The organism is Virgisporangium ochraceum, from assembly GCF_016863655.1.
Lineage (GTDB): Bacteria > Actinomycetota > Actinomycetes > Mycobacteriales > Micromonosporaceae > Virgisporangium > Virgisporangium ochraceum.
Genome location: NZ_BOPH01000152.1, coordinates 17,974 through 37,738 on the forward strand (window position 1 = coordinate 17,974; position 19,765 = coordinate 37,738).

Consider the following 19,765-nt stretch of genomic DNA (forward strand, 5'->3'; position numbering starts at 1 on the left):
CCCGTAGGCTCGCGCCGCTCACCCGCCGACTCGCCACCTCCGCACGGCCGCGGTGCATGGGGCAGATCCGCTCAGCGCGGCAGAACAGTACGCGCAGGAATCCTCGCTCACCCGGGTCCCTCTCCCACCGGCACGGTCTGCCCTGCTGGTGGCGCGCCGGGATGCAGCTCACCGATCACCGATCGGTGAGCTGTCATCCGTCGTAATTCGTCGTCTTCGGCGTGTTGGACTCCGGAGCGAGACCGAGTGCAAACGACATGACCTCGCCGGACGGTTGTTCGCACCAGGCACTCCCGCGTCGATCCGCAGCCCGGACGGTTGGCCGCCGTCCTGCGCCGTGGCCGCCAGCGTCTCGTGTGTGCTGAAGTGGCAGGCGCTGGCGTCGAACCAGCCCACGACGAACCGTCGCTTCTCTTCCAGGGTTTGGATCGCCCAGTACAGATTCCCCTCCAACCCGTCGAGGGTGCGGGCAGCATGCGGCGGGTAACTCATCCTGCTCGCCAACGCCATGGTCGACTGCCGGCTGACCGGCCTCACCTGCCAGCACTTCGGGTCAGGATCTTCTCCGTATCCGGCGTTCTGCGCGTACAGGTTCTCGGTGGCGTCACGTGCGAGGCAAAGAAGACAGCGCTCATACGTCACCTGTCCGACGTGGTCTACAAGCAGATGCTCCGCGACACCCGACGCGCCGCCGGCGGGAGCGACCCTGCAATCCAGAGCGGACGGTTCGATCCCAACAGCCGCCACTTCGGACAAGTCACAACCCGGACCCGCCACCACGAAGCCCGGAACAACCCGGCCAAGGCCCCTTGAACCAGACGGCCTGACCAGGCGGTAAAGATCACCCGACAACCTCGATCAGGACGGCTCAAGCGGAAGCGGGAACGCCTTCGAGGACGATGACGGGGAATACCCGGTTGGTGTTCTGCTCGTAGGGGGAGGTGCCGTCGGAGACGGTGCGGTAGAGCCGGTCGCGTTCCTCGCCTACCACGACGACGGCCCGGGCGCGGTAGGAGTTGCCGCCGAGTTCGACCGTCACCGCTGGGTTGGCTCGCAGGTTGTGGAACCAGGCGGGATGCCTGGGCGCACCGGCCTTGGACGCGACGACGAACACGCGGCCTGTGTCGTCGGCCCGGAAGCCGAGTGGCACGGTCGCTTGCCGTCCCGTCCGCGCCCCGGTCGTGGTCAGCAGCAGGATCGGGAACGGCGGGTCGCTGACCACGCCGTGATTGGCACGGAACTCGTTGATGACGCCTTCGTTGTAGGTCCGGAACTGCTCGTCAGATGGCACCGTAGGCATGGCGTCTCCTCAATTCTCGAGGGCGGCTGGCTCCTGCTCAAGGCTTTGGTGTGAAGGCCTCCGTCAGTTTCGGGTCGCCGAAGAGGGTGATCGCAACGATCCCTTCCTGTGCGACGGTCAGTACCGCCACGCCGAAGGGCTTGCCGCGGAACCACACCGCCGCGGCCGGCTGGCCGTTCGCCTCGGTCGCGACCATCCGCCACTCCCCCGGGGTGCCCATTGACGGCGTCGCGAAGGCCAGGCACGCCTCACGACCGTCATACGAGGTCGGGGAGCCGACCGGCACGATGGCCGCATCCGCGCGTAGCACGTCACGGAAGGCGTCGGCGTCGGACGCCTCCCACGCGGCGATGTACCCGGCGAGCAGCGCGTTGGCCCGGGGCGAGGCCGCGTCCAGCACCTCGTCGCGGGCCGGTGCCGCCTCGGCGAGCCGGGCCCGCGCCCGCTGCAGGGTGCTCTTCACAGCAGGTACCGACATGCCCAGCACCTCGCCGGTCTCGGCCGCGGAGAACGCCAGCACCTCCCGCAACAGCAGGACCGCCCGCTGCTGGGGAGTGAGGTGCTGCAAACCGGCCACGAAGGCGAGCCGCACGCTCTCACGCGCGATCACCAGGTCGGCCGGGTCCGTCGGGAACGGCTGCAGCGGCGCATCGAGGTCGTCCGGTCCGAGACCGGACAGCAACGCGCGCCGCCCGCGGCCCTCCAGCGCGGTCAGACAGGCGTTCGTGGCGATCCGGTAGAGCCAGGTGCGCAGCGACGAACGCCCCTCGAACGTCGACCACCCGCGCAGCGCCCGCACGTACGTGTCCTGCACCACGTCCTCGGCCTCATGAAAGGCGCCGAGCATCCGGTACGCGTGGGCGAGCAGCCCCCGGCGTTCCGCCTCGAACACCTCGGTCAGAGCCCCAGCTTCGGGCGTACCCATGCGGCCAACCTCCCGATCGCCTCGTCGGCAACCGGTGAGCGCCCGGCGGCCATCTGGAACGTGTGAAGCTGCCCGTCGAAGACGTCGAGCCGGGCGTCAGTCAGTTTCGCGAGGCGCTCGCTGTCACCCCGACCGGTCTCATCGCCCCCGCACTGCACGTACACCGGCGGCAGCGCGGACAGGTCGGCGTAGAAGGCGTTGACCTCCGGCGCCACACCGCTCATTCCCTCGGGCAGGTAACGCTCGATGAGACCCTGCACCATCGGCCGGGTGAAGAACAGGTCGGTGCCGGCGCTCTCCTCGTACGAGGTCGCGGTCTGCTCCGGGTCCATGTCGATCCACGGCGACAGCAACAGCAGCGCGGCCGCGCCCGGCTCACGGAGGGCAACCTGCACCGCCAGGCCGCCGCCGGAGGAGTCACCCGCCAGCGCCACCGCGGCGGTGCGCGCCGCCGCCCACCGGAACGCGGTAACCGCGTCCTCGATCTGTGCCGGGTAGCGGAACTCGGGAGCGAGCCGGTAGGTGGCCAGCAGCACCCGCACACCGGCCGCCTTCGCGAGGTGCCCGTACATCTTGCGATGGGTATACACCGACCCCCCGACGAAACCGCCACCGTGCAGCGCGACGATCGCCCGCTCGCGGTCGGCCCCGTGCGGGACGAGCCACATCGCCGGCACGCCACCCGCCGACACCTCCGCGTAATCCAGGCCACGCGGCTCGGCTGTCACGTCGCCCCACTGGTCATCCGCACCCATGTCCCCGACGGCCCACCGGCCGTACATCTCCCTTATCGCGTCCATGCCGGTACAGACCGCGGACGCACCCGAAAGGAATCGCGAGGGCACGTGTCAGGTGGTCCTGCCGTATCCAGGACGAGACGGGGTTCTGCCCGATGTCCACGCCCATCCGTCACATCGAGTGATGCGCACAGCCAGATGCGTCGGCCGGTGCCCGCGACAACCGTGACGAGCCGGCCCCCGTGCAGCGGGCGGACCGACCCGTCGTCGCACACCGTGGCAGGGTGCCTGACCCGCCGGACGCCCACCGCTGGCGCCGACCACTGGCTCCGCGTCAGGTCCTACATCTCCACCGTCATGAAGACCGGCATCAACGTCCTCCAAGCCCTCCACGACGCCCTCACCGGCAACCCGTGGCTCCCCGCCACACCCTCCACCTGAACAGTTACCCCACGACCCACGACTTAACTTGATCTCTGAATATTCGCGGCAAGTGATCTGCTGCGGTTGCCGTGGAACGCGAGTTGGTGTCCGGGTGGAGATTATGCGGAGCAAGGTTGATAGACTGCTGTGGACGGCGTCGACCGGACGCCGAGCTTTGGAACGTCCGCCCCAGCCGGGGGTTCCAATGGCGAAGGGGAAGTTGCCCTCACGGTCGTCGAACGTCACAGGCCATCTCTGCACACTGCGCCGCTGGGGGGCGATGGTGTGTCACGAGGAGGCTTGCTCATGACGAAGGACGGCAGTTTCAAGAAGGTCGTTCGCCACCACGCGCAGGACACCGGGCAGCGCTACACCGAAGCGCTGACCGATTTGAAGGGTCTCGGCGCGCGGATGCATCACGAGCCCGTTGGAGAGCAGCTGCTCGCCCATCTACGGGCTCGCTACGACATCGATCCGATCGCGGCGACGAAGCTGAACGTGCACAAGACCTACGTCTTTCGGATCGACCGCAGGGACGGCGAGCCGTGGGTCGCGCGAGCGTTCCCGCCCGCTCGCCCCAAGGCAGGTGTCGAAGGTGACGCGGCGATCCTGCGGTTTCTGCAGCGACAGGACTATCCCGCGGAGCGCCTGGCGGTCGACGACGCCGTATCCGACTTCGGCGGCAGCTCAGTCCTCGTGACCCGGTTCGTCGAAGGCGGCCAGCTTCCCCATAGCACGGAGAAGTTCGCGATGATGGGTGACCTGCTCGGACGACTGCACGCCCTGCCGCAGGACGAGTCCACCAACCGACCGGGCGGAGCGAGCGGAGAGGACCCAAGCCGTGAGGGCGCACCGCGTCAGGACCTGCTCGCCGCGCTCGCGTTCCTCGACGCCGTCGACACCAAAGTGCCTGACGCTGAACGCGAACGGTTCGAGCGGCTCAGGGACAAGGTGCGCTCGGCCGATGACGGCGACGGTCTTCCTGAGGGTCTGCTTCACGGAAACCTGCTCCACGTCCCCGATCACGCCATCCTCAGCGAGGGAGCGCCGGTCGCGATCAACTGGAAGGCATCGGGTCGTGGACCACGCCTCGCCGACCTCGCCTACCTGATCTGGGGCACCGGCTCATGGAACCCCAGGCGGCCGGACCATGAGCGCATCGACGCTGCCGTGGGCGCCTACCGCCGACACATCGAGCCGACCGACGACGAACTCGACCGCCTCGAAGCACTCATGTACCTCCGAACGCTCTACCTCACCTGCTTCGGCTACCGACGCGCGATCCTCAACGGCTCCCCGTTCGACGAGTGGTGGTTCATCCGACCACCCGACTACTTCCGCTCCACCGCAGCCGCAACCCGAGCCGCGTTTCGCCGGTAGGCCGTCGACGGTCCAACAGGAGACCGTCACGGAATCATGCGGTTTGTTGATCTTGATTCGCCCTGCTGAGCCTGGCGTGACGGAGTTTGAGCCCCGGACCCGGCGAACAACGACTGGGCCCAAAGCTCCGCCGCAGCCTCCAGGCTTGATCGCGTGCGCGCTCATCGGCTCCGGAAGCCAAGATCGCGCGGGCTGGCCGTAGAGGGTTCTGCCGTGATCAGGCAGTCGGATCGCTGGAGGTGCTGTTCGATCCTGGCACCGGCCGGCTGCACGTTGCCAATGCCGGGAATCCGAGGCCGTTGGTGGTTTCGTCGGATCGCGACGTGCACCGACCCGGTGAGGTGCCGGCCACATTGCTGGCACCCGCCGGCCCAGCGCTCGGCGTCCTTCCCGAGGCCACGTTCCGGGAGCAGGAACTGTGTCTGAAGCCGGGTGAGGCGTTCTGCGCCTACACCGATGCCCTGGTCGAGCGGCACCACGACCTCATGTCGTTCGACCGTGCCCAGCTGCCGCGCGTGGCCGACGGAGCCATCCGCCGGATCGCCCGGGAATACCCGGACCGGCCGGCGGTGGCCGCCTTCTGGCCGACCACATCGTGGCCGACATGCTGGGAGGCCTCGCCCCCGACGACGACATCTGCCTGGCCGTTCTCCAGGTCACCGGTCGAGATCGTCGAGGTCTGGGTTCCCGGCATCGAGCAGGAAGCAGCCCGGGATCTGGTCCGGGCCGCGATGATGTGCGTGGTGATCTGATGCGCTGCCGACACCGGCTGTCGTAACTGCTGCTGCGCCACGGCGTCGTCTACTCCCGGTGGACGTCCGTGGAAGGAACAGCACGGTACTCGTCGCTGAATACGTGTCGTGGCCGGTGACATGGACTGGTGCGCCGTCGCGGTGATGTCTGTCGTGAGATCCGTTCCGGCGGCGCCGGCCGAAGAGGCATCATGGTCGATATGGCGTTGTCGGAGGACGAGCGGCGTACTGCCGCCGAGGCTGGGATCGTGCTCTTCGATAACCGGCTGATCCTGGACGCGCAGCCGCCGATCGACGACGCGACGCTGGCAGCGGTCGCTGAGCGGTGCGCGGGTCCGTTGCCGCAGCCGCTCGTCGCCCTGTGGCGCACCACGTTCGGCGGTCGGCTCGACTACGACGTGCAGGTCGACTGGGGCGGCCACGAGGAGTCGCTGTCAGTACGTGAGCTGTTCCATCCGGACAGCGGCGGTTACCACGATCTGTGGGGATGGATCGGGCACGAGGAAGAGCTGCTCCGCGAGGCGCGCCCGGACCGGTCGGGTGGGCTCGATGCGTTGCCGTTCGGCGGCTTCGAGTATCTCGATCGCGTCTACGTCCGGACCGCGCCGGGTCCGGAGTACGGCGCCGTCGTCGCCTGGCGGCAGGGTTTGCCACCGGGCTGGGAGCTGAACTCCGGGGATCGGGCCGGACACGTGGCCGGGAACCTCCACGACCTGTTCGACCGGCTGGTCCTGGAGCAGGATCCGTGGAGCGACGACGCCACATCGGGGTCAGACCTGGTCGAGGCGATAGAAGGACTTGCCGACAGTGGCGACCCGGCGGCCCGGTCCGCCTCGGAGCAACTGCGCCGGCTGGTCCGTGCAACCGTGCTCGACTGGCGCGCCGCGCTCGAGCAGGGCGGGCTCGGCTCACAGCGGCGGTTACGACACCTCGCCCTGGACCATGCCGCGTCGACCGATGACGAGGAGTTGCTCGCCCGCATCGTGGAGCAGGGCGGCGACCCGGCAGAGGCCATCCGTAACGGCCTGACTCCACTGGACGTGGCATTGGTCTCGCGGTCGTGGAACGTGGTGCGCCGGCTGCTCGACCACCAAGTACCGGTGCGGCAGGCCCTGCTGTTCGGCGGTTCCACGATCGACCTCGACCTGGCTCGTGAACTGGTCCACCGGGGTGCCGAGCGCAACGAGTCGGCACTGCTCAGCGCCGCTGACAATGACGACGAGGCGGTCCTGGACCTCGTGGCGGAGTCGGTGCCACGCTCGGCCGGGCTGGTCCAGCTCGGCCAGCGGCTGTGGCAGACGGCCGCTCAGGCCGCCCACGCCGGACAGCGCGCATCGGCCCGCGGTGACACCGAAGCCGCTGGTCGCAACGAACGCCGCGCCGCAGTCCTGAACGAACTCGCCGCCCGGTACGCGCCGGACGGCCCACCCAGCTTCAAGTTCAGCGGCCACCGATAGCACCCCCGACGACGCACCTGGTGGTCGTTGCGCACCGTTTCCTGTCACATGAACAGTTTCCCGCCGACCGCTGCACCGCCGGCCCTCCACCAGGCCCAATCGGCATGTTGACGAGTCTGATCGACCAGCGGTCAGCGGCAGCTCCGCGCAGCGCGCGCAGCGCGGCCAGATCCGGACGGGAGGTGGCGTGGTCGGCGGGGGTTGGAAGGGAGATACTCACGCGTGCCTACCGACACCTGCTCCACCTGCGGCCGGAAACTTGATCTGCATGACCGTCATGTCCGGTTCACGTTGCCGGACCCGGTGTTGGATACCGACGAGCGGGAGGCAGCAGCCGGCACATGGATGAGCCACGGCAATGCCCGTGATTCCGTGATGATGTACGTGCCCGCTTTCGGTGCATTTGTTCGGGCGTTGCTGCCGATCAGGCTGGTGGAGGGTCACACGCTGACATACGGGGTGTGGCTGGGCGTTGACCCACGCAGGCTGCAGTCGATCATCGACGTGTGGTGGGCGCCCGAGTATCGCGATCTTCGGCTGCGTGGGCGGCTCGCCAACGCCATCCGACCATGGGGTCTGCTCGGAACGTCCGTGGATACGGTCGTGCGCGATCCCGACGAGACGCCCTACTGTAGCCACTCCGACGACCGCGACCTCGATCGCGTTCTTCGCAGCGAGTGGCCCCACGACGTGCTGCCAGACATTTGAGCGAGGCGACGTTCACACGAAGGCCGCGCGGGGCAATGCCGGTCGCGACGGCCGGGGCTCTGTCAGTCGTCGACCCGCTGACCGAACCACTTCACGGTGTGTCGTGTGACTGCTGAACGCTCCCCGCTCCGACCTTCTCGGCCGGCCTGTCGGCAGGCTTTTCGATCGGGACGAAGAAGCCGCGTACGGTCGGCGCCAGCGCGCCGACGCGGTTCATCTTCTTCGGCACCGGTGACCCGCGGTATTCCAGGTCCTCTCCGAGCGGCTGCTGGACCTCGACGAAGCCGCCGTCGGGCAGCCGCCGGATGATGCCGGTCTCCACGCCGTGTACGAGCGCCTCGCGGTCGTGCTGCTGGAGCGCCAGACAGAGTCGGTAGGTCATCCAGTACGCGATCGGCGGGGCAAGCAGGAGCCCGATCCGGCCGGCCCACGTCATCGCATTGAGGCTGACGTGGAACCGCTCGGCGATCACGTCGTTGGCCGTCGACAGCGTCAGGACGAGGTAGAACGCCACCGCCATCGCGCCCAGCGCGGTGCGCTGCGGCGCGTCGCGCGGGCGTTGCAGCAGGTGGTGGTCTGCGCTGGAGACTCCGTCGCGGGCGAACCGGGCCTCCAGCCACGGGTACAGCACTGCCGCCGTCACCAGCACGCCGGGCAGCAGCACCGCGGGGAAGAACACGGTGGGCACCGTGTAGCCGAAGGCCCGGGCCTCCCACGGCGGGAACAGCCGCAGCGCACCGTCGAGCCACCACATGTACCAGTCGGGCTGGCTGGCCGACGACACCACCGCGGCCTGGTACGGACCGAACACCCATACCGGGTTGATCTGGAACAGCCCGGAGAGCACCGCGATCACGGCGAATACGATCATGAAGAAGCCACCGGCTTTCGCCGCGAACGTCGGCGCCATCCGCACGCCGACCACGTTGCGCTCCGTGCGGCCCGGGCCCGGCCACTGGGTGTGCTTCTGCTTCACCAGCAGCCCCAGGTGGGCGGTGATGAGGGCGAGCAGCACGCCCGGCAGCAGCAGCACGTGCAGAAGGTAGAAGCGGCCGATGACCATGGTGCCGGGGAACTCGCCGTCGAATAGCGCCGACGATAGCCAACTGCCGACCACCGGGATCGACAGCAGCACGGCGCTGGCGATGCGTAGCCCGGTGCCGCTGAGCCCGTCGTCGGGCAGGGAGTAGCCGATCAGCCCTTCGACGCAGGCGAGCAGGAGCAGCACGACCCCGATCGCCCAGTTCAGCTCCCGCGGCCGGCGGAACGCGCCGGTGAAGAACACCCGCAGCATGTGGACGAGGATCGCCGCCCCGAACAGCAGCGCCGCCCAGTGGTGCATCTGCCGCATGAACAGCCCACCGCGGACCTCGAACGAGATATCCAGTGTGGACTCGTAGGCACGCGACATCTCCAGCCCACGCAGCGGCGTGTAGGCGCCGTCGTAGGTCACCTCGGCCATCGAGGGGTCGAAGAACAACGCCAGGTAGACGCCGCTGAGCAGCAGCACGATGAACGAGTACAGCGCGATCTCGCCGAGCAGGAACGACCAGTGGTCCGGAAAGACCTTGTTGAGCAGACGACGCAGTGGCGTCGCGGCCGCGAGCCGGTCATCTACCCCGCTCGCGACTCTACGGGTGTAGAGACGCATGCGAAAATTCTACACTCCGTAGAATGACAAATTCTACACTCCGTAGAACGCGGTTACGGGACGGCGGCGTCGAACATCGGCCGGACCCGGCGGCGCTGCCCCTCGTCGCTGGTCGCACCCTTGAGCTCGGCGATCAGCAGGCCGTCGACCAGCGCCATCAGCAGCGCGGTGTCCCGGTCGGGGTGGCTGGAGCCCAGCTCGGTGACGACCCACCGGCATAGGTCGACGATCTGCCCCTGCGCCTGGCCCATCAGGCGGCGCAGGTCGGGCCGGCGGATCGCGTCCATCTGCAGTTCGAGTCGGGCGACCAACTGCGCCCGACCCGGCCCGGTGAGGAACCGGATCGGCCGCGCCACCGCCTCCTCGGTAGCCGCCCGGTCGCCCACGACCGGACGCCAAGATCCGCAGTGGTCGTATCTAGTCGATGCCCGCCTGTCACGTACGGTCATACAAGCCTGGTGTATCCACCTGCCGAGCGGCTGAGTACCCGACCGCGAACAGGCCCTGCGCGCACTCGGCGGCAGATCCGCACGGCCGCGCTCGGGTCGCGCAGAACAGTGCACCTGATCATGGGCCTGGTGTCGGAATATTCGGGACGTGATGATGTGGAGATGGATGTCTTTGCATCGTCCGGAGCTCCGGTTGAGGCGGTCGGGGGTGGGTCCTTGTCTGACGACGTCCGGGAGGAGCTCGTCGCCGCCGGTCTGCCGGTGGTGCCACCGGAGCGGGAGGGCCGGTCTGTGGGCGGCGCGTCCGTCATCGACGCCAGCGACAACGCCGGTGTGTGGATCGACTGGATCGTCAGCGGCGCCCTGTCCGACGCGTCCGTGCGGGCCATGGAGGTCGGGGCGTGGCAGCCAGACGGGAGCTCGATGCACCCGGCCATCAGACAGAGCGGAACGGTCAAGTTCACGATGCGCGGCGCGATGGCCGCCATTCTGACTGAAGCCGGTTTCGACGTGGACCTTGACGCCGACGACCTGCAACCCACAACGCTGCTCGTCCGATCGCGGCGCCCGGGGCCGACCTGGCGCAGCCCTGCCGGGCCGCTGGCCGGGGCGAGCGGCTACAGCCCCGGCATCCGGGTGTGTCTGATCGACGGCGAGTTCGCCGGCGCGGTCACCACCGTCGTCTCGGCGCATTGGGAGGACCGGTGGCCCGACGGAGCACCGGATCGATACCGGGTGCAGCATCCGCACGGAACCAGCTCACTGGAAGTACCGGCGACCTCGGTCGCCCTGGCTGCGGATCCGCCCGAAGGCCTAGGCGATCCGACCGTCGTGAAGACGTAGGCCGACACCGGGACCGACACCGCGGTACGAGTCCGGAAACCTGTCCTCAGACCAGACACCGAACGCTTGACCTTCCGCGCCGGCATGACCACGAAGCAATACCACGCCAGCTCACCGGTATCGCGAGCGAAGTGTCGGAGGCCTCTTCCGCGCCAGGAAGGATCCGCCGGCATCGCGATGTCAAGCCGGCGCCGACGAAGGTCTTGAATGTGTGCTGGCCGAGGAGCACAATGCGCGGGACGAGGCGCCGCTGTGGTTCTGTTCGGTGGCCTCGCGTGGGATCCCATCGCTTCAACGCAACCGGGCGAACGCGCCGGTTGTGAACAACGGACGCAGGGAGGCCCATCACCATGTCAGCGAACGGCGCCAGTGCCCTGAAACTCGAAGTGGTCACCATCCCCGTCGCCGATCTCGACCGCGCGAAGGCGTTCTACGAAGGACTCGGATGGCGGCTCGACGCCGACTTCCCTCTCGGCGGCAGGCGGGCGATCCAGTTCACGCCGCCCGGATCCGGTTGCTCGATCCATTTCAGCCCCGCGTCGGCGTCGAGCCCGGCCGGTTCCGCCCAGGGCCTGTTCCTGATCGTCGCAGATCTCGATGGCGCCCGCGCCGACCTGGTCAAGCGCGGTGTCGAGGTCAGTGACGTCTTCCACCTCACGCCCGAGGGGCGCGAACCGGGACCGGCACCCGACCGGGCCACCTACAACTCCTACGCCGGGTTCACCGATCCCGATGGCAACGGATGGCTGCTCCAGGAGATCTCCACGCGGCTGCCCGGCCGCATCGATCCAGGGACGACGTCCTACGCGTCGGTGAGCGAGCTGGCGGACGCGCTGCGGAGGGCGGCGGAGGCGCACGGGGAGCACGAGAAGCGCCACGGCGGCGAACGTGACGAGAACTGGCCCGACTGGTACGCCGAGTATCTGGTCAGCGAGCAGGCCGGTACCGAACCACCCGAGTAGGGACTCCGCGAATGAGCGCGTCGGTCGACCCGGACCGCAGCGACTGGGATGCGATCGTCATCGGCGGTGCAGCGGCCGAGCAAGGCGCTCCTGCGTCCGGTCGAGGTCCGCTCCAACGCGCGTGACCTCGCCGGTTCGAGGGTCGGAGCGGTCGACGTCGCGGCGGTCCCCGGCCGCCGCGACGTCGTCGTCCGGTGGGCGCTCGGCGCTGGCATCGACGTCGTCCTCGGCCAGGGACGGCTCGACGGTGCGCGCGCCGTGGTGGTCACCGGGGCCAGCGGCGGCGAACGCCGGCTGACCGCGCGGCACGCCGTCGTGCTCGACACGGGCAGCACACCGCTGGTGCCACCCGTGCCCGGGCTGGCCGGGGCGCGGCCGTGGACCTCCCGGGACGTCACCTACCTGCACGAGATCCCCGCTCGCGTGCTGTTGATCGGCGGGGGGTGTCGTCGCCTGAGCGACGGCGAAACGGTGGTCGCCGACGAGGTCGTGGTGGCGACGGGGAGTATCCCGAACTCGGCCGGTCTCGGCCTGGAATCCGTCGGCTTGGCGCTCGGCCCGGGCGAACCGGGCCGTACAGCGTCCACACCGACGTCGTCGACGACGGCCGGGTTCCGCAGGTCGTCTTCACCGATCCCGAGGTCGGTGCCGTCGGACTGGCAGCCCACTCTCTGTCAGTCCGCACCCAAGGTGCGCTGGCTCCGGATGACCTCGTCCGCGATCGGAGAGGGTGGCAGCCCGCTCAAACCGGGTCGAATTCGGGGGTCGCTTCGCGTGACGGAGCGGCCCCAAGCCCCGTCACGGTGGTCGCGGTAGGCGGAGCGGGCGCAGTCCCACGTACCCGCTCGTCGAATTGGAAGGCAGCCGTGCTTCCGCTCGACACGGCAGGGCGGATCGTGATCTTGGGTCGGCGCCGTGTCCGGGTGTGGGTCGAGAGACCCGCTCGGCCTGTCGGTCAGGGCACCCGTCGATACGTAGATATCCACCCGCGATTCCATCTATACGCCGTACAGCTACTATACGGCGTATCTTCGATGGAGGGATATGCAATGTTCGGTATCGACGGACCCGCGCTGCTGTGCATGCCGGTGCTGTGGCTCGCCGTCACGCTGAGGCCGATGCGCTGGCTGTGCCTCGCCGCGCTGTTGGTCGACGCCGCGTTCGTCATCGCGGTGCTCGGTGATCTGGGCTGGTACCTCGACAGCGACAAGCGGTGGCTGCATCTCGTACTGACCGTGCCACCGGCTGCGGCGGTCGCCGTGCGGATACCGCCCCGTGCAGTTCGTCTGCCGGCCCTGGCAGCGACTCTGGGCGCTGTGCTCAACGTCTATTTCGCTGTCGTTCCACACGAGAGGCTGACCGCCGGCGTCCTGGTCTCGGCGATCCTGCCGGCCGTTGCGGTGCTCCTGACCGTCGCCGGCCTGCAGCACCTCGACCGGCCACGACGGCGGTTCCTCCGCGCTGTGGTCAGTGCCGGTTCCGCCGCAGTGGTGCTTCCGGCCCTCGGCGTCGCCGCGGCGGTGACCAGCACCGTCACCGGCGCCTCGGCCGCCGGTCTGGCCGAGGCCAGGGAACGGTCGGGTCGGGTGCCGGTGCGCACCGGCACCGTCTCCTTCGAGGGCGACGACCTCTACTACGAGGTACGCGGCTCAGGGCCGCCACTACTCATGATCGCGGGCGGACAGGGCGACGCCGGTTTCTACACCCTGCCCGCGGCCCTGCTCGCCGACGAGTACCAGGTGATCACCTACGACCGGCGGGGCAACTCACGCAGCACCCGCAACGTCACCGGCTTCGACGTGGCTCAACAGGCCCGCGACGCGGTGGCGGTGCTCAACGCCGCCGGCCACACCTCGGCCGCCGTCTTCGGCAACAGCGGCGGCGCCATCATCGCCCTGGAACTGGCGGCCCGGCACCCCGAAGCGGTCACCGCCGTCGTGGCGCATGAACCGCCACTGTTCACCGTTGAGCCCGACCACCGCTCGCTCGCGTTCTTCGCCGCCGTCGACCGCACGTCGGGGGTGTTCGGCCCTGGCGCCGGCGCGATGATGTTCTCGCTCTCCGTTGGGCTGCCGTTCCGCGCCTATGCCGCCGTTCCGGCCGACTTCTCGGCCCGTACCGCGGCGAACCAGAGGTTCTTCGTCGAGAAGGAGATGCGCAGGTTCGTCGAGTACCGACCCGACCTCGACGCGCTACGGGCCGCCGACGTGCCTCTCGTGTTCGCGGTCGGCGCGACAACACTGGCGACCAACCGCTACTACGGTCGGCCGGCCCGGATCCTCGCCGAACGGCTCGACGCGCCGTACGCCGTCTACCCGGGCCACCACCTGTCCTATTTCGACCTGCCGATCACCTGGACCGCCGCGTTGCGGGAGAGCCTGCATTCGACCAGCCGATAACCTCGACCGCATGACACGGCGGACCGGAACCAGAAGGCCCCTGCAAATGGACGCCGACGGCCGTCCGGTACGCCCGGCGCTGACCCGCGACCACATCATCCGCACCGCGCTGGCGCTCCTCGACCGCGAGGGCGTCGACGGACTCTCGATGCGCAAGCTCGGCACCGAACTGAGCGTGAACCCGATGGCCTTCTATCACCATCTGCCGAACAAGGCGGCCCTCTTCGACGGCGTGGTGGAAGCGGTCTACGACGAGTACGCCACCGCGGTCGACGCGTGCTCCGGGGACACCACCGGATGGCGCAACCGGCTGGAAGGTATGACGCGCCTGTTCCGCGACACGCTGCGCCGGCACCCGCACGTGCTGCTCGTCGTGGCGACCCGGCCGTCGTACGCACCGTCATTGATGGCCTTCAGTGACCGCACGATCGGGGAACTCATCGAACCAGGTCGCACCGAACGCGATGTACTCGCCATGATCAACGCGCTGCGTGCGTTCACGATCGGCCATTTGCTCGCCGAGATCGCCCAGCCGATCGGTGGCCCCACATCACCCGACCCTCCGCTCGACGAACGTCACCCCCATCTCAGCCGCGCCGTCGCCAGCGGCTACGACCCCGACTCCGACTACGAATGGACCCTCCAATCGATGCTCGACGGCTTCGAACGTCGTCCGCGGCCGCCGACCTGAGGGCGCCTTACAGACGAGAAGGTCACGCGCAGCGGAATCGATCGGACCACCGGCGGTGCCCGAGGCGTACATATCGTCGACACCTGAAATTTTCGGCGCCGTTCCGGTATGTCCCGCCCACGTCAGGGCCGCTTGCCACCCTCACCGCCGTTGCGCGGATCAGACTGCCCTCAGGCTTCAACCGGGCCGCTGCGACAGCCCGGCGGGAAGGTTCGCACCCTCCTCGATCAATCAGCGCCACGTGGTGCACAGCTCCGATGCGAAATAGGCGCTCGCCGCCTTCAGAATCTCGTTCGCCCGTCGCAACTCAGCAACCTCTTTGCGCAGCCGCCGGTTCTCCTCGACCATCTCCGTCGTGGGCTGGTCGGCCCGCTCGCCCCGGTCGGCCTGGTCCTGACGGATCCAGTTCCGCAACGCCTCATGGTGCACGTTGAGCTGCTCGGCCAGCTTGCGAATCGTCGGCTTCGGGTCGGACTCCCGGTACAGCCACACCGCACGGGCCTTCAAGTCATCCGGGTACTTCTTCGGTGGTGCCACAGATCGTCCCTTCCCATGGCCATCAGACATGATCAGAAGACTCCGTGAAACCGGGGGGACCTCATCCCGGTCGGCGACGTGGTCGTGCTGCGCTACCTGCCCAAACAGGAGAGCAGCTAGATCAAGCGAATCGCTGGTGACGCGCTGCCGCCTGTCGGCGACCACGCCGATTTCTGATCTCCCGCGGTGATGTCCCGGTCCCGCCGGTGCTTCGCCGGGTGCGGTCGTGCGGAGGTAGTCGGCGTAGGTCAGTGTGCGAGCGCCCACGCCCCCATCAGGTAACTCGTGGTTCCTTGGTGCGTTGCCGTGCGAGCCGGCCCGTTCGGCCATGACGAAGTCCGCACCGGCCTCGCTCAAGGCGTCGGCCCACCGGGTCGCGTTGGTGAAGAAAGGTTCCTCGGTGCCGGCGACAAGGTGGGTACGTGAAACCAGTGGGGCAGCGTGGCGGGCGGCTCGTACCCGGCTCCGGGCGAGGAGGGCAGGACCGCATCGTAGATGTTGGATGGCGCAGCCCATGCCCAACGCGAGTTCCACACCGGCCGAGACTCCGGTAGCCCTCCCCCACTACTCGAATGTCGCCACGTCCGTCGCGGTCCCGCGCGTTCACCTACTGCAAGTGCAGGGCCCACAGTGTCGGTGAAGTCAGGACAAGCCCGTCATCTCTACGTTGACGGGCACGTCGACGTTCGAGAACCGCCAATCGAGCGGGACACGCCGAGCGACGCAACGATCTCTGCTTGCACCCGCAACGCCTCACGGAGCGACCCGCGAGCGATCTGTTCCGCCAGAGCGCCAGCGACCTGCAGGAGGCGAGCGCGTCCGTCTAGGTCAGTCCGATGTCTAAACTCCGCTTCCCTGCTGTCCGGACGGCTGGTCGGTGGTGGAGCAGAAGCACCGTATGTTCGGTGCATGAGCACGTCCGGCTACCGGCTCGGCATCGACTTCGGCACCTCTACCACGGTCGCGATCCTGGCGTCGCCGGACGGGCGGCTTCGGCCGCTGCTCTTTGACGCGACCCCGTTGATGCCTTCGGCCGTGTTCTGCGGGGGCGGCGACGACCTCAGCGTGGGGGCTGACGCGCTGCGGGCGGCAATGTCGGGCCCTGCTGGTTTCGAGCCCAATCCCAAACAGCGGGTCGACGAGGGCACGGTGCTGCTCGGCGAGCGGGAACACAGAGTCGTCGAACTCATTGCGGCCGTGCTGCGGCCGTGTGCGCGTGAGGCGTTCGCTGTGGCCAAGACGCCGCTGACGGAGGTGGTCGTCACCCACCCGGCCGCGTGGGGGCCGGCGCGGTGTGCGGTGCTGCGAGAAGCCGCCTCCCGGGCAGGGCTGGCCGGCGCCCGTATGATGCCTGAGCCGGTGGCGGCCGCCGCGTACTTTGCGTCGCTCGTCCAGCCGCCCTCGCGTCCCAGCGGATGCCTGTTGGTCTACGACCTCGGAGCAGGAACGTTCGACGTGAGCGTGCTGCGGTGGACTGCCGACGGGTTTCGGATCGTCGCGGTCGACGGACTGGACGATGTCGGCGGCCTCTACCTCGACGCGGTGATCGTCGAGCATGCCGCGGCGCAGACCGCCGACGCGAGAGACGAATGGCGGCGGCTACGGCAACCTGAGACCTATCCCGACCGACAGGCCCGCCAGGCGCTGTGGCAGGGGGCCCGCGCGGCGAAGGAGTTGCTGAGCCGCAACGCCCAAGCCGAGTTGTACGTGCCCATCGTCGGCCGGAGCCTGCATGTGACCCGGGAGGAGTTCGAGGCCGCCATACGTGGGCCGCTCAGCACCACCGTTGCGCTCACCACGGAGCTACGCCGGCGGGTCGTGGCGGCCGAAGAGCAGGCCGAGCTCATGCTGATCGGCGGTGCCTCCCGCACGCCGCTTGCCGCCACCCTGCTGCTCCGGGCACTGCAGATAGCTCCGACAGTTGTCGACCAGCCCGAACTTGTCGTCGCTGAGGGTGCGCTCCTGGCACCGGCCGACATCCCGCCGCCTGTGGCGGCCGTTCACACTCTCCCGCCTCCCGTAGGGACCGCGTGGCCTCCGCCAGAGCCCCGGTTTCGCGGCGTCGCTGCGGTGCCGCCGCCGACTCCGCCGGCACCCACCCAGGTCGACCGCCCGACCGCAGACGAGCCCAGCCAGTTGACCGCGTTGCCAACGGAGCAAGCGACCACCGTGCTATTGACGATGCCGACCGCGAAGGCGGCCAGGCTGATCAGCCGGTTGCCGACTGCAGTGGTCGAGCGGATCGTCGCGGCGACGGATCCCGCCCGCCTGGGCCGGTTGCTTGCCCTGCTCCGTCCCTTCCGCGCCGCCGGGATCATCAGCAGGATGGATGACGGACAAGCGCTGGTCGCGCTGCGCTCGCTTCCACCCGAACGCACCACCGAGGTGCTGGACCGGATGCCAGGCCCCCGCGCAGTCCAGCTGGGCCGCAAGCCGGTCGCACGGCAGCCGATCGCACAACAGCCGGTCCCGCGGCCGCGCAAACCGCTCGCCGTCGGACCGTCGACCGCCCCGGGCCGGGCGTTGACAGCCGCCCCTGGAGGGTCAGCGCCGCTCGCCGACGTCACTGCTGTTTCCGGCTACGACCGAACCGAGGCACGGGGCAGCGGTGACAGCTGGGTCAGGTGCGAACGCTGCGACATCGTCATGAAAGGCAGGAGCCTCAGCCGGCACATAGACAAACACGACGCCACTTCACCCCGTCCCGCCACACTGACCGGGCCCATCGTGCCGCCGTCACCTTCATCGGCGCCGGCCCCAACCGCGCCCGCGATGAGCCTCCGACGCGACGAGCTCCGACAGCGGGTCCGAGCCGGCACGCCCGACGAGTTCACGACCTGCCCGGCCTGCCGTGCGAAGGTCAAGTACAAGAATCTGCTGCGGCACGTCGACCGGGAGCACCACGCGACGACAGCGCGATAACCGGCTGGATGCGCTGGGGTCGCACCGACCCGAGGCCATGCACTCGGATTCTGCCGAGGCCGGTCGATACCGCCCGCCGAACCACGCCCACGACACTGTCGTCTGACCGGGAAAGCTCGGCCGGGCTTGTGAGACCTCGTGTACCAACATCCGGCGCCGTATCCGAGAGGCACCCCCGACCGCGGCTCACGGCATCTGCATCTCGTTCGCGATCTTCTCGGTCGATGCCGGTGGCGCGATGTCCGCGTCGCGGCGACAAGCGGCGTGAGCTAACCGGTCGAGTACGCAGCGCGCCTGCTTTGTCGGAGATCAGCCAGATGTTTACGGGGTGATGCGGGGCTGAGGCGCTGCGTCTGGTGGTTCAGCGGTTGGCGGTGCGGGTCAGCAGGTGACCGCGGAGTCGGTGCAGTTGGGGCATGAGGCCGTACATGACGATGGGCACCGCGATGGTGGCGAGCACGAGCGTGCGCAGTACGGGTGTGAGGGTGGCGAGCCAGTCGCCGAGTGCCAGGTTGAGGATTGTCAGGGTCGGGAAGACGGCGAGCCAGATCATGACGGCGAGTTGGTGCCTGCTGGGAGGTCCGGCCGCCGCTGCCTGGGGGTTGGTGTCAGAGCTGGGCGTGGTCATGGTGTCTCCGATCGAAGAGTTGTGTGTGGGTCACGATTCTTGTTCGTAGCCGGCGACGGCGATGCGGACGTCGTCGTCGACGAGGTCGGCGTTGAGGGCGATGGCGGCTGCGGATCCGGCGCCGGCGGCGGTGATGACCTGGGCGCGGGGGTCGACGACGTTGCCGGCGGCCCAGACGCCGGGGACGCTGGTGCGGCCGGTCGGGTCGGTGGTGGCCCACCCGTCCTGGTCGGTGTCGCAGCCGATGGCGGCGAGCAGGTGACCGGTGGGAACGAACGTCGGCGGTACGAACAGTGCGTCGCGCGGTACGACACATCCGTCGCTCATGAGTACGCCGCGCAGCTGGTCGTCGTCGACGACGAGTTGTTCGACGGTTCCTTCGACGATGCCGACGGCGCGGACGGTGAGCTGGGTGCGTTCGGCGTCGGTGAGGGTGGCGGGCGGGGTGAAGTAGACGAGGTCATGGGTCCACTGGCGCACGATGTGGGCGTATCGGACGGCGCCGGGGGTGCCGCCGAGGACGCCGAGTTGCCGGTCGCGGACCTCGTGGCCGTGGCAGTATGGGCAGTGCAGCACGTCGCGGGCCCACCGCTGCCGCAGCCCTGGAATGTCGGGCAGTTCGTCGCGCAGGCCGGTGGTGACCAGCACACGGCGAGCCGATAGGCATTGGCCGCCGGCGAGCGTCACATCGAAGCCGGTCCGGCTGTCCCCGGCCAGCCCGTCGACGATCTCGCCGCCGTAGTGCTGGACCTCTTTGCGGCCCACCGCCAGCAGCTCACCGGGTGGCAGGCCGTCGCGGGACAGGTAGCCGTGCATGTGGGCGGCGGTGGCGTTACGTGGAGCGCCGGCATCCACCACGAGGACCTTGCGGCGGGCCCGGGACAGGACCAGGGCCGCGGACAGACCGGCGGCGCCTCCGCCGATGATGATCACGTCGTACTGACTCATGCCCACAGCGTCGTACCGTCGCCGTGGGTGACCAATGGATGTTGCCGTTACCG

General features: G+C 68.8%; 19 protein-coding genes. 10 read left to right on the forward strand and 9 right to left on the reverse strand.

The window, feature by feature from the left end; all coding sequences use genetic code 11:
• Nucleotides 1–168: 168 nt before the first annotated feature.
• From Voc01_RS50770 to Voc01_RS50785, 4 genes are all read right to left on the reverse strand, one after another.
• The gene (locus Voc01_RS50770; protein WP_203935016.1) at nt 169–756 is read right to left on the reverse strand and encodes a hypothetical protein; all 588 of its coding nucleotides are present in this window, start codon (nt 754–756) and stop codon (nt 169–171) included.
• A 112-nt stretch (nt 757–868) separates the two neighbouring features.
• Nucleotides 869–1,300 carry a nitroreductase/quinone reductase family protein gene (locus Voc01_RS50775; RefSeq protein WP_203935017.1) on the reverse strand — a complete coding sequence of 144 codons (432 nt, stop codon included), beginning with the start codon at nt 1,298–1,300 and terminating at the stop codon, nt 869–871.
• 37 nt (nt 1,301–1,337) lie between these two features.
• Complete coding sequence (locus Voc01_RS50780) at nt 1,338–2,225, reverse strand: RNA polymerase subunit sigma-70 (protein ID WP_203935018.1); 888 nt, start codon at nt 2,223–2,225, stop codon at nt 1,338–1,340.
• The gene (locus tag Voc01_RS50785) at nt 2,198–2,980 is read right to left on the reverse strand and encodes an alpha/beta hydrolase fold domain-containing protein (RefSeq protein WP_203935019.1); all 783 of its coding nucleotides are present in this window, start codon (nt 2,978–2,980) and stop codon (nt 2,198–2,200) included. The genes Voc01_RS50780 and Voc01_RS50785 overlap by 28 nt, the downstream gene beginning before the upstream one ends.
• 711 nt (nt 2,981–3,691) lie before the next feature.
• Here Voc01_RS50785 and Voc01_RS50790 point away from each other — a divergent pair.
• The 4 genes from Voc01_RS50790 to Voc01_RS50805 all read left to right on the forward strand — a co-directional run bounded on the left by Voc01_RS50790 (nt 3,692) and on the right by Voc01_RS50805 (nt 7,682).
• Nucleotides 3,692–4,765 carry a phosphotransferase enzyme family protein gene (locus Voc01_RS50790; RefSeq protein ID WP_203935020.1) on the forward strand — a complete coding sequence of 358 codons (1,074 nt, stop codon included), beginning with the start codon at nt 3,692–3,694 and terminating at the stop codon, nt 4,763–4,765.
• 239 nt (nt 4,766–5,004) lie between these two features.
• Entirely contained in the window at nt 5,005–5,517 is a 513-nt protein-coding gene (locus Voc01_RS50795; RefSeq protein ID WP_203935021.1) for a PP2C family protein-serine/threonine phosphatase, read from the forward strand.
• 200 nt (nt 5,518–5,717) lie between these two features.
• Complete coding sequence (locus Voc01_RS50800; RefSeq protein ID WP_203935022.1) at nt 5,718–6,974, forward strand: ankyrin repeat domain-containing protein; 1,257 nt, start codon at nt 5,718–5,720, stop codon at nt 6,972–6,974.
• 222 nt (nt 6,975–7,196) lie between these two features.
• The gene (locus tag Voc01_RS50805) at nt 7,197–7,682 is read left to right on the forward strand and encodes a DUF2199 domain-containing protein (RefSeq protein WP_203935023.1); all 486 of its coding nucleotides are present in this window, start codon (nt 7,197–7,199) and stop codon (nt 7,680–7,682) included.
• Between the two features lie 91 nt (nt 7,683–7,773).
• On the opposite strand, the gene qcrB is transcribed toward Voc01_RS50805, so the two are convergent.
• Nucleotides 7,774–9,333 carry a cytochrome bc1 complex cytochrome b subunit gene (gene qcrB / locus Voc01_RS50810; RefSeq protein ID WP_203935024.1) on the reverse strand — a complete coding sequence of 520 codons (1,560 nt, stop codon included), beginning with the start codon at nt 9,331–9,333 and terminating at the stop codon, nt 7,774–7,776.
• A 53-nt stretch (nt 9,334–9,386) separates the two neighbouring features.
• Nucleotides 9,387–9,719, reverse strand: a complete 333-nt coding sequence (locus Voc01_RS50815; protein WP_203935025.1) for a hypothetical protein — start codon at nt 9,717–9,719, stop codon at nt 9,387–9,389.
• A 171-nt stretch (nt 9,720–9,890) separates the two neighbouring features.
• Between Voc01_RS50815 and Voc01_RS50820 the strand changes: the two genes are divergently transcribed.
• The 5 genes from Voc01_RS50820 (at nt 9,891) to Voc01_RS50840 (ending at nt 14,677) form a co-directional block, all read left to right on the forward strand.
• Entirely contained in the window at nt 9,891–10,625 is a 735-nt protein-coding gene (locus Voc01_RS50820) for a hypothetical protein (RefSeq protein WP_203935026.1), read from the forward strand.
• 350 nt (nt 10,626–10,975) lie between these two features.
• Nucleotides 10,976–11,587 (forward strand): VOC family protein, encoded by a 612-nt coding sequence (locus tag Voc01_RS50825; protein ID WP_203935027.1) that lies wholly within the window; start codon nt 10,976–10,978, stop codon nt 11,585–11,587.
• Between the two features lie 66 nt (nt 11,588–11,653).
• On the forward strand, nt 11,654–12,403 hold the full coding sequence (locus Voc01_RS50830; RefSeq protein WP_203935028.1) for an FAD-dependent oxidoreductase: 750 nt from the start codon (nt 11,654–11,656) through the stop codon (nt 12,401–12,403).
• A 233-nt stretch (nt 12,404–12,636) separates the two neighbouring features.
• Entirely contained in the window at nt 12,637–13,986 is a 1,350-nt protein-coding gene (locus Voc01_RS50835; protein ID WP_203935029.1) for an alpha/beta hydrolase, read from the forward strand.
• Between the two features lie 10 nt (nt 13,987–13,996).
• Complete coding sequence (locus tag Voc01_RS50840; protein ID WP_203935030.1) at nt 13,997–14,677, forward strand: TetR/AcrR family transcriptional regulator; 681 nt, start codon at nt 13,997–13,999, stop codon at nt 14,675–14,677.
• A gap of 231 nt (nt 14,678–14,908) precedes the next feature.
• Here the strand turns inward: Voc01_RS50840 and Voc01_RS50845 are convergent, their stop codons facing one another.
• Nucleotides 14,909–15,214, reverse strand: coding sequence for a transposase (locus Voc01_RS50845; protein ID WP_203935031.1), 306 nt, complete (start codon nt 15,212–15,214; stop codon nt 14,909–14,911).
• A gap of 909 nt (nt 15,215–16,123) precedes the next feature.
• Between Voc01_RS50845 and Voc01_RS50850 the strand changes: the two genes are divergently transcribed.
• The gene (locus Voc01_RS50850) at nt 16,124–18,136 is read left to right on the forward strand and encodes an Hsp70 family protein (protein WP_203935032.1); all 2,013 of its coding nucleotides are present in this window, start codon (nt 16,124–16,126) and stop codon (nt 18,134–18,136) included.
• 361 nt (nt 18,137–18,497) lie between these two features.
• Here the strand turns inward: Voc01_RS50850 and Voc01_RS50855 are convergent, their stop codons facing one another.
• Together Voc01_RS50855 and Voc01_RS50860 are read right to left on the reverse strand one after the other, a co-directional pair.
• On the reverse strand, nt 18,498–18,764 hold the full coding sequence (locus tag Voc01_RS50855) for a putative antibiotic biosynthesis monooxygenase (RefSeq protein WP_203935033.1): 267 nt from the start codon (nt 18,762–18,764) through the stop codon (nt 18,498–18,500).
• Nucleotides 18,765–18,794: 30 nt separating this feature from the next.
• Nucleotides 18,795–19,712: an NAD(P)/FAD-dependent oxidoreductase gene (locus Voc01_RS50860; protein WP_203935034.1), complete on the reverse strand. Its 918-nt coding sequence runs from the start codon at nt 19,710–19,712 to the stop codon at nt 18,795–18,797.
• Nucleotides 19,713–19,765 lie beyond the last annotated feature (53 nt).